Source organism: uncultured Parasphingorhabdus sp. (assembly GCF_963975555.1).
In the GTDB taxonomy this organism is placed as follows: Bacteria; Pseudomonadota; Alphaproteobacteria; order Sphingomonadales; family Sphingomonadaceae; genus Parasphingorhabdus.
In genome coordinates this window covers 538372-546311 of record NZ_CAXBHH010000002.1, presented here as the reverse complement: position 1 = coordinate 546311, position 7940 = coordinate 538372, and the positions used below count along the sequence as shown (strand labels likewise).

General features: G+C 55.3%; 10 protein-coding genes. 2 read left to right on the top strand and 8 right to left on the bottom strand.

All coding sequences use genetic code 11. From position 1 onward, the window contains the following. Nucleotides 1–183: 183 nt before the first annotated feature. Both def and rmuC read left to right on the top strand, forming a co-directional pair. Nucleotides 184–756, top strand: coding sequence for a peptide deformylase (gene def / locus AAC060_RS08025; protein ID WP_339824693.1), 573 nt, complete (start codon nucleotides 184–186; stop codon nucleotides 754–756). Nucleotides 757–836: 80 nt separating this feature from the next. Beyond that, nucleotides 837–2216 carry a DNA recombination protein RmuC gene (rmuC, locus tag AAC060_RS08020; RefSeq protein ID WP_339824690.1) on the top strand — a complete coding sequence of 460 codons (1380 nt, stop codon included), beginning with the start codon at nucleotides 837–839 and terminating at the stop codon, nucleotides 2214–2216. Between the two features lie 3 nt (nucleotides 2217–2219). Here the strand turns inward: rmuC and AAC060_RS08015 are convergent, their stop codons facing one another. Genes AAC060_RS08015 through AAC060_RS07980 form a run of 8 tightly spaced genes read right to left on the bottom strand, consistent with a single transcriptional unit; the run spans nucleotide 2220 to nucleotide 7818 of the window. Then, nucleotides 2220–2627, bottom strand: coding sequence for a hypothetical protein (locus AAC060_RS08015; protein ID WP_339824687.1), 408 nt, complete (start codon nucleotides 2625–2627; stop codon nucleotides 2220–2222). 51 nt (nucleotides 2628–2678) lie between these two features. Continuing rightward, the gene (locus AAC060_RS08010) at nucleotides 2679–3482 is read right to left on the bottom strand and encodes an RNA methyltransferase (protein ID WP_339824684.1); all 804 of its coding nucleotides are present in this window, start codon (nucleotides 3480–3482) and stop codon (nucleotides 2679–2681) included. Between the two features lie 4 nt (nucleotides 3483–3486). Continuing rightward, complete coding sequence (locus AAC060_RS08005; RefSeq protein ID WP_339824682.1) at nucleotides 3487–3765, bottom strand: HPr family phosphocarrier protein; 279 nt, start codon at nucleotides 3763–3765, stop codon at nucleotides 3487–3489. Further along, nucleotides 3762–4166 (bottom strand): PTS sugar transporter subunit IIA, encoded by a 405-nt coding sequence (locus AAC060_RS08000; protein ID WP_339824680.1) that lies wholly within the window; start codon nucleotides 4164–4166, stop codon nucleotides 3762–3764. The genes AAC060_RS08005 and AAC060_RS08000 overlap by 4 nt, the downstream gene beginning before the upstream one ends. Before the next feature lie 5 nt (nucleotides 4167–4171). Then, the gene (gene rapZ, locus AAC060_RS07995) at nucleotides 4172–5107 is read right to left on the bottom strand and encodes an RNase adapter RapZ (protein ID WP_339824678.1); all 936 of its coding nucleotides are present in this window, start codon (nucleotides 5105–5107) and stop codon (nucleotides 4172–4174) included. Further along, entirely contained in the window at nucleotides 5104–5559 is a 456-nt protein-coding gene (locus tag AAC060_RS07990; protein WP_339824675.1) for an HPr kinase/phosphatase C-terminal domain-containing protein, read from the bottom strand. The genes rapZ and AAC060_RS07990 overlap by 4 nt, the downstream gene beginning before the upstream one ends. Next, on the bottom strand, nucleotides 5559–7142 hold the full coding sequence (locus tag AAC060_RS07985; RefSeq protein WP_339824672.1) for an ATP-binding protein: 1584 nt from the start codon (nucleotides 7140–7142) through the stop codon (nucleotides 5559–5561). The genes AAC060_RS07990 and AAC060_RS07985 overlap by 1 nt, the downstream gene beginning before the upstream one ends. Then, nucleotides 7114–7818: a response regulator transcription factor gene (locus tag AAC060_RS07980; protein ID WP_339824669.1), complete on the bottom strand. Its 705-nt coding sequence runs from the start codon at nucleotides 7816–7818 to the stop codon at nucleotides 7114–7116. Before AAC060_RS07980 ends, AAC060_RS07985 begins: the two co-directional genes overlap by 29 nt. Nucleotides 7819–7940: the final 122 nt, after the last annotated feature.

The following is a 7940-nucleotide window of genomic DNA, read 5'->3' as shown; positions in this document are numbered from 1 at the left end:
GTTTCAACCAAATGAACCCCACGCCTTAATTATTTGAGTCGCGATCGCCGGCCACTCTGTTGCACAATATGATTGTCATAGCGGGCCGCACACGCTTTTGAATTTGGCCGGATATTCAGGTCGAACGATAAACACACTTCTGCGCTGCTTGACGAATCCACCGAAAATCCCTAAATTTGCACGATGGCTATATTACCGATCCTAGAGGTGCCTGATCCGCGCCTGAAAACTGTGTCCGAACCCGTGACCGCGTTTGATGACGAATTGAAAACGTTGGTCAAGGACATGTTCGAAACCATGTATGACGCGCCGGGCATTGGTCTGGCCGCGATTCAGGTTGGCGTGCCCAAACGGATATTGGTTATCGACCTTCAGGAGCCAGTCGAGCATGACCACGAACATGAACATGGCGAACATTGCCATCACGAGCAGGAAGTAATCCGTGATCCGCTCGTCTTCATCAATCCCGAAATTCTCGATCCATCCGAAGATGTGAACATCTACAGCGAGGGATGCCTTTCGGTGCCTGACCAATATGCGGATGTCGAGCGGCCTGCCGCCATCACCGCACGCTGGCAGGACGAAAACGGCAAGCAACATGAAGAGCAGATCGAGGGGCTTCTCGCCACCTGTCTGCAGCACGAGATGGATCATCTCGAAGGCATATTGTTCATCGACCATCTGTCGCGTTTGAAACGCCAGATGGTGCTGAAGAAGCTGGCTAAATTGCGTAAAGAGCATGGAATCGCTGCCTGAGATATTGCTGATTCATCGCTTGAGTTAGATTGCAACACGGCCTAAGTTCTCTTTTCGTTCTTATTGAAAAGAGAGATGCTTTGGACCCTATTATCGTCATTTTCACCATCGTCATCGCTCTTCTGGGCGGATTGGCGCTGGGCTGGTTTATCGGCGGCAAGCCGGCCAAGGACGCAGCGCAGGCTACCAGAGATGCGGTTCTAGCGGCCAAAGAGGCCGCTCAGGCGACCGATGCACTGCGGATCACGCTGGACGGGGTCCGCGACGAGCGCGATGCGGCGAAGACCGATCTGGCGGCGCTACAGGCCGATGCCCGCAATCATGACAAGCAGATGCAGCAGCTGATGGAAGCGAAAGAAGCTCTGTCGGCGCAATTTTCCGAGATCGGTGCCAAAATGCTGGAGACGGCCCAGCGGCAGTTTCTCGAACGGGCCGACCAGCGCTTTGACCAGGCCAATGAAAAGGGCGGCGAGAAAATCGCCAAATTGCTGCAGCCGGTCCATGAACGTCTGGCGACCTATGAAGCCTCGATCACCAAGATCGAAAAAGAGCGCACCGAATCCTATGCCGGCATTACCGCGACGATTGAACAGGTCAGGCAGGGGCAGGACAGAGTGCAGCAGGAAGCCGCGCGTCTGGTCAATAGTCTCCGTAACGCACCGAAATCGCGTGGGCGCTGGGGGGAGCAGCAGCTCAAGAATGTTCTCGAAAGCTGCGGTCTGTCCGAACATACCGATTTTGTTACCGAACAGAGCATTGATACCGACGAAGGTCGCCTGCGTCCCGATGCGGTGATCAACGTGCCTGGCGGACGTAAGCTGGTGATCGATGCCAAGGTGTCGCTCAACGACTATCAGGATGCGTTCGAGGCCGAGGATGAAGGGGCGCGCAGCTTTGCCATGGCGCGGCACTGCAACAGCATGAAGGCGCATATCGATGGGCTTTCCAAAAAGGCCTATTGGGACCAGTTTGAAGACGCGCCCGATTATGTCATCATGTTCGTACCGGGAGAGCATTTTCTCGCCGCTGCGCTGGAACATGAACCGACTTTATGGGACCACGCCTTTGAGAAAAAAGTGCTGCTCGCGACACCGACCAATCTGGTCGCGATCGCGCGGACGGTTGCCGGCGTCTGGCGTCAGGAAAAAATGGCCGCCGAAGCCAAGCAGATCGGGCAATTGGGCAAGGAAATGTATGACCGGCTTGCGGTCGCTGGAGAACATCTCAAACGCATGGGTTCCGGACTTGGCAGCGCGGTCGGAAATTATAATAAATTTGTCGGCAGCTTCGAGCGCAACATCATGGCGACCGGGCGCAAGTTCGCCGAACTGCAGATCGAGACCGGCAAGAAGGATCTCGAACCCGTGCCCGAAATCGAAGCGCTGCCGCGCTATAGCGATGCAGTGACCGAAAAACTGATCGAAGATGACCGGGAGATCGGCGAAAAATCCGCGGAATAGGCCTTAGGGCGGTCCATCCGCTCCTTCGGTAACGTCACCGCCACATCCGTTCAATGTGCCATTCTCGCTGGCTTCAATCTTCACCGTGTCGGCATAGCTGCGATCGCTCATGCCATCGCTGCATGTTTCGCCGCTGGTGATATAGATATTGATATTGTGACTGTCGGAAAAGCCTTTGACTTCCCAGCCACTGTCGGTTTTTTTCATGCGTTGGACCGGAAGCGTAAAGTCATTGCCGCTCTGGGTGGTCAAGGCGATATTGTCGTCCTTGATGTCGACCCGCCAGCCCGGTTCGGTGCCGATGGCGCTATAATCACCCAGTTTTTCCTCGGCGACCGGTGCTGCGGCAGGTTCGTCACAGGCCGAAAGCGTCAATGCGGCGAGCGATGAAAGCAATATTATATTTTTCATATTTTTTCCCCTCCGCCTTGAAATGTAACATAGCAATGAGGGGAAGGCTATTTATCTCTTTCGGCCTTGATTCAGCACCTCGTAGGCCATGACCGAGGCAGCGACGGCGGCGTTGAGGCTGTCGGCCTTGCCCATCATCGGCATTTTGACGAGCGTGTCGCAAGCCGCTTCATATTCTTCCGGCAGCCCCTGCGCTTCGTTGCCGATGAGCAGGAAGGTCGGTTGCTTGTAATGAACCGACTGATAATCATTTTCGGTGTTGAGGCTGGTTCCGACCAGCTCACCCGTACCACTGCGCAGCCAGGACAGAAATTCCGGCCAGCGTGCTTGCGCAATCTGCTGGGTGAAAATTGCCCCCATACTGGCGCGCACCGCCTCGACCGAGAAGGGATCGACGCAGTCGTCGATCAGGATCAATCCGCCGGCACCAACCGCATCACCGGTCCGCAAGATGGTGCCGAGATTGCCGGGATCACGCAGCGCTTGCGCCACTAGCCAGATATTTGCCGCTGTTCTGTCCAGCTCGTCCAGTTCGACTGGATGATCAGAATAAATGCCGATGATCGACTGGGGATTGGATTTTCCGGAGAGCTTGGCGATGATGGCTTCGCTGGTTTCGATGACGTCGCCACCCGCGGCCACGGTTGCTTCCTCGATTTTTTGGGCGAGGGGGTGTAATTCGGTGCCTTCGACAACCACCAGTATTTTCGGGGTTCTGCCGCTGTCCAGCGCCTCCGCCAATATCCGGAGCCCTTCTGCAAGGAACAGCCCTTCCCGTTTGCGGTGCTTCTTCTCGCGCAGGCTCCTGAGCCGCTTGATTGTCGGATTGGAAAAGCCGGTAATCTGGTGGCGCATGACTTCAGTCTTCACCAAAGCCGTCGACGACCAGACCAGTCAGTTTTTCGAGCGCGCTTTCCGCCTGTGCCCCGGAAACAATGATTTCGATGCTGTCGCCCTTGGCCGCACCGAGCATCATCAGGCCCATGATCGACATGCCGGTGACTTCGGTACCATCCTTCGCTACTTTTACCTCCAGATCGTCCGGTAATTTGCTGACATAGGTGACAAATTTCGCACTCGCTCTTGCGTGCAGCCCCCGGCTATTCGTGATCTCGACGATTTTGCGAAATTCGCTCACGCATCGCTTCCCAATATTTCCGAAGCAACGCTGATATATTTCTGTCCGGCTTCCTTGGCTGCGGCGATTGCGGCAGTAATTTCCATCGATTTACGGACACCGTCGAGGCGAATGAGCATCGGCAGATTGACACCGGCAATGACTTCGACCTTGCCTTTTTCCATCAGGGAAATGGCAAGGTTCGACGGCGTACCACCGAACAGGTCGGTCAGAATGATGACGCCATCACCGGAATCCACTCTCGCTATGCTATCCGCAATTTCCTGACGACGTTCTTCCATATCATCACGCGCACCAATGCCGATCGCCGCGATCGCCTTTTGCGCGCCGACGACATGTTCCATCGCGATGACAAATTCCGTTGCCAGATGCCCGTGTGTTACGAGAACCAACCCAATCATGTTGATTAAATTTCCTTGTTCCCGTTCAAACTCTGCATGGATTCGAGCGCTTCCATTGGCTGTGACGCCAAGTTGCGATGCACGACATTGGGCGAAAAGCCCGCAGCACGCAAGTCTTTGCTCAGCCGCTCTGTAACATGTACCGATCTGTGACGTCCGCCAGTGCAGCCAATACCCACGTTGACGTAGGCTTTGCCAGTGTCCTGATAGCGCGGCAGAAGAAATTCGAGCATGCCGAATATTCTCTCGATCGCCTCGGGATAGGCCGGGTCTTTGCTGATATAGTCCGCCACTTCCGGATCGAGACCGGTCATTTTCTTCAGTTCCGGATCCCAGAACGGATTCGCCAGAAAGCGGACGTCGAACAACAGGTCTATATTGTTCGGGAGCCCCCGGGAAAAACCAAAGCTGGTGAGCGTAATCGTTGTCGCACTGTTCTTGTCGAGCAGGAACCGTTGCCGGATTTCGCGCTGCAGGTCGTTGGTCGTCAAATCAGTGGTGTCGATCAGATGATCGGCCCAGCGGCGAAAGGGTGCGAGCAAGGTCCGTTCCAGCGCTATGCCTTCTTTGGCCGGTCGATCCAGAGCCAGCGGATGGCGTCGCCGGGTTTCTCCATAGCGCCGCTCCAGTTCACCGCCGGCACAATCGAGGAATAATGTCGAGATCAGATAGCCCGGCTTTTTTTGAAGACGTTTCACGCTTTCGATCAGTTTGTCCGGTTCGAACCCGCGTGTCCGGCTGTCGAAGCCGAGCGCCAATGGCGGGTCGCTGTCACCCCGGGAACTGGACGGAGGTGTTTCCAGCAAGCCTTCGACCAGTCGAAAGGGGAAATTGTCGACCGTTTCCCAACCAATATCTTCCATGGTTTTTAGCGTCGTGGATTTCCCCGCTCCCGAAAGACCGGTGACCAACAGGACACGTTTGACGCCTTCACCAGTCATATGCCAGTCGCACCTTGTAATATTCGTTGCAAAGCCAATTCTGCCTTGATTGTCGCACTATTTTCCATGGCGTCCAGTGTACAGAATGGCATAGTTATTCCCAGCAAAATCATGGTCTGTTTGTCCATCGGGAAGCGGTCTGGACTCTCGCTCAATTTTACGATCAGTTTTAACGGAATTCGGGACAGATGCTCTTGTTCGAATATCCCCAGCGAACGGACCTCCAGCTTGCCGGCAAGACTGGCTGGCGGGCTCAGGAACAGCTTCCCGTTTGCGCGGCTGATGTCCACATAATCGTCGCTGATCAAGGTCGCGCCGCGGTCAATAAGCCGCAATGCCAGATCGGACTTTCCTGATCCCGATTTTCCGCAAATCATCAATCCCGCGCCGGAAATGGCGACGGCAGTCGCATGCATTTTGAGCTGATCGCTTTCGTCGCTGTTGTTTGACATTACGGAGCCTTCGGCAGGCGAATCTCGAAACATGCTCCCGATTCTCCGCCCGCCCGGTCAAGAATATGGATCTTTCCCTGATGACCTTCGATAATGGTCTTTGCGATCGCGAGGCCCAGTCCGCTGTGCTTGCCGAAAGCTTCCCCATCGGGTCGGTCGGAGTGAAAGCGCTGGAAAACTTCCTCTCTTTGATCCGGTTGCACGCCCGGACCCTGATCGGCGACATGGATGATGATTTCGTCGCCATCGGGTGTCGCCAATATCTCGACCAGCCCGCCATCGGGCGAAAAGGAAACGGCATTGTCGAGCAGATTGCTGAACACACGTTCAAGACGGCCGCCATCGCCCATCACTTTTGCCACATCCTTTGCCGGTCGCGCGAAGGCAATATGGACGCCAAGATTGGAAGTGCGTTGTTCGCGAGCGGCCAGTAACTGCTCCAGCATCTTGCCGATATCAATCGGTTCAAACTTGGCTCTGGCCAGTTCGGCATCGACCCTTGAAGCGTCAGAGATATCATTGATCAGCCGATCGATGCGCCGAACATCGTCATGGGCCACATCAAGCAGTTGCTTTTGCAAATCCGGGTCATCCACCCGTTCCAAGCCCTCGAGCGCCGAACGAAGCGAGGCGAGGGGGTTCTTGATTTCATGGCTGACGTCAGCGGCAAACGCTTCTGTGGCATCGATGCGATGGCGCAAGGCAGCGCTCATATCGGAAAGCGCACGGCTCAATTGGCCGATTTCGTCACGGCGACCGGGCATTCTCGGGATCGCGATTTCGTCCGAGCGGCCCATCCGCACCCGCACCGCTGCACGGGCCAGTTTTCTGATCGGCCTGACGATGGTCCGCGCCAGAAAAAGCGAGAGCAGTATCGAGACCGTAGCTGCAACCAGTATGACCAGCAGCACGCTGGAACGCTCCGCTCGCACTATCCGTGTGATGTCGCGCGCATTGGCGGTCAACAATATGGAGCCGGTGCCATCCGGCAAGGGCTTTCCGGCCGCAATCACCGGAGTGCGGTCCGGTGCCAAACTGACCGAGCTGACCGCATCTTGGCTATCCCGGGCAGCCAGAAGCTCCGGCCATGCACTCGCGACATCGCGGGACGGTTCGCTAAAATTCGGGATTTCTTTGCTGAAAACAAAGCTTTCAATGATCCGGTCCAATGTCCGGGCCACATCTTTGCGCAGAGGTTCGGCATCCGGATCTACAAATTCATAGGTCGGCTTTGCCAGAGCGAAGCTGTCGACGGTTTTCGTGCCATCGGGGGCGTAGATTCGAAGCCGTGCGTTCAAATGATCCGAAAATTGACGGATGAGCGCGTCTTGATTCTGTCCCTCTCCCGAAGACAGGGCGTCGGATATGATTGTCAATTGCATCCGGGCCTGGGTGAGGCGTTCGTCGGTCAGCCTGTCCCGGTAATTGTTCAGATAGAACAGACCGCCAGCCAACAGCGCAATCGCCAAAACATTGACGACCAATATGCGGGTTGTGAGAGAAAGCCGGGCCGACCAACGAAGGGAAAGGCCGCTTTCACTATCTTTTCCGCGATCATTCCGTGTAGCGATATCCGGCTCCATATAACGTATCTATTGCGTCAAATTCAGAATCAACTTCGCGAAATTTTCTCCGCAATCGCTTGATATGACTGTCGATCGTGCGGTCGTCGACGTAGACGTCATCCTGATAGGCGGCATCCATCAAAAGGTTGCGGCTTTTCACGACACCCGGTCGATGCGCCAATGTTTCGAGAATCATGAATTCCGTGACAGTCAGGGTTACATTTACTCCTTTCCATCTCACCAGATGGCGGGCCGGATCCATCTCCAGATTACCGCGGACGAGCGGCTCTGCGGATTCGTCATCCTGACCTTCGTCCAATGACTTGATAAATTCTGTCCGGCGCAAGATGGATTTCACCCGCGCGATAAGCAGACGCTGCGAAAACGGTTTTTTGATATAGTCGTCCGCGCCCATCGCAAGGCCGAGCGCCTCGTCCAGCTCCTCGTCTTTCGAGGTCAGGAAGATGACCGGCACGTTTGATTTTTCACGCACTCGACGGAGCAATTCCAGTCCGTCCATTTTCGGCATTTTTATATCGAAGACCGCAAGGTCCGGGGGATTCTCCAGAATCGCGTGCAGGGCCACTTCGCTGTCCGAGTAAACACGCGTGATAAAACCTTCAGCCTGCATCGCGATCGACACGGAGGTCAGGATATTGCGGTCGTCGTCCACAAGAGCAATGTTGGCTGCCATAAATTTGCGTTCCTTTGCCGCGCGCTCCGTCTCCGACCTAGTGGATGGGATAGTATGTTTCAAGACAAGTCGTTGTTAGCTGTGTCGGGAAAAGGAGTCCCGACCTGAACGCCGATTGTGCA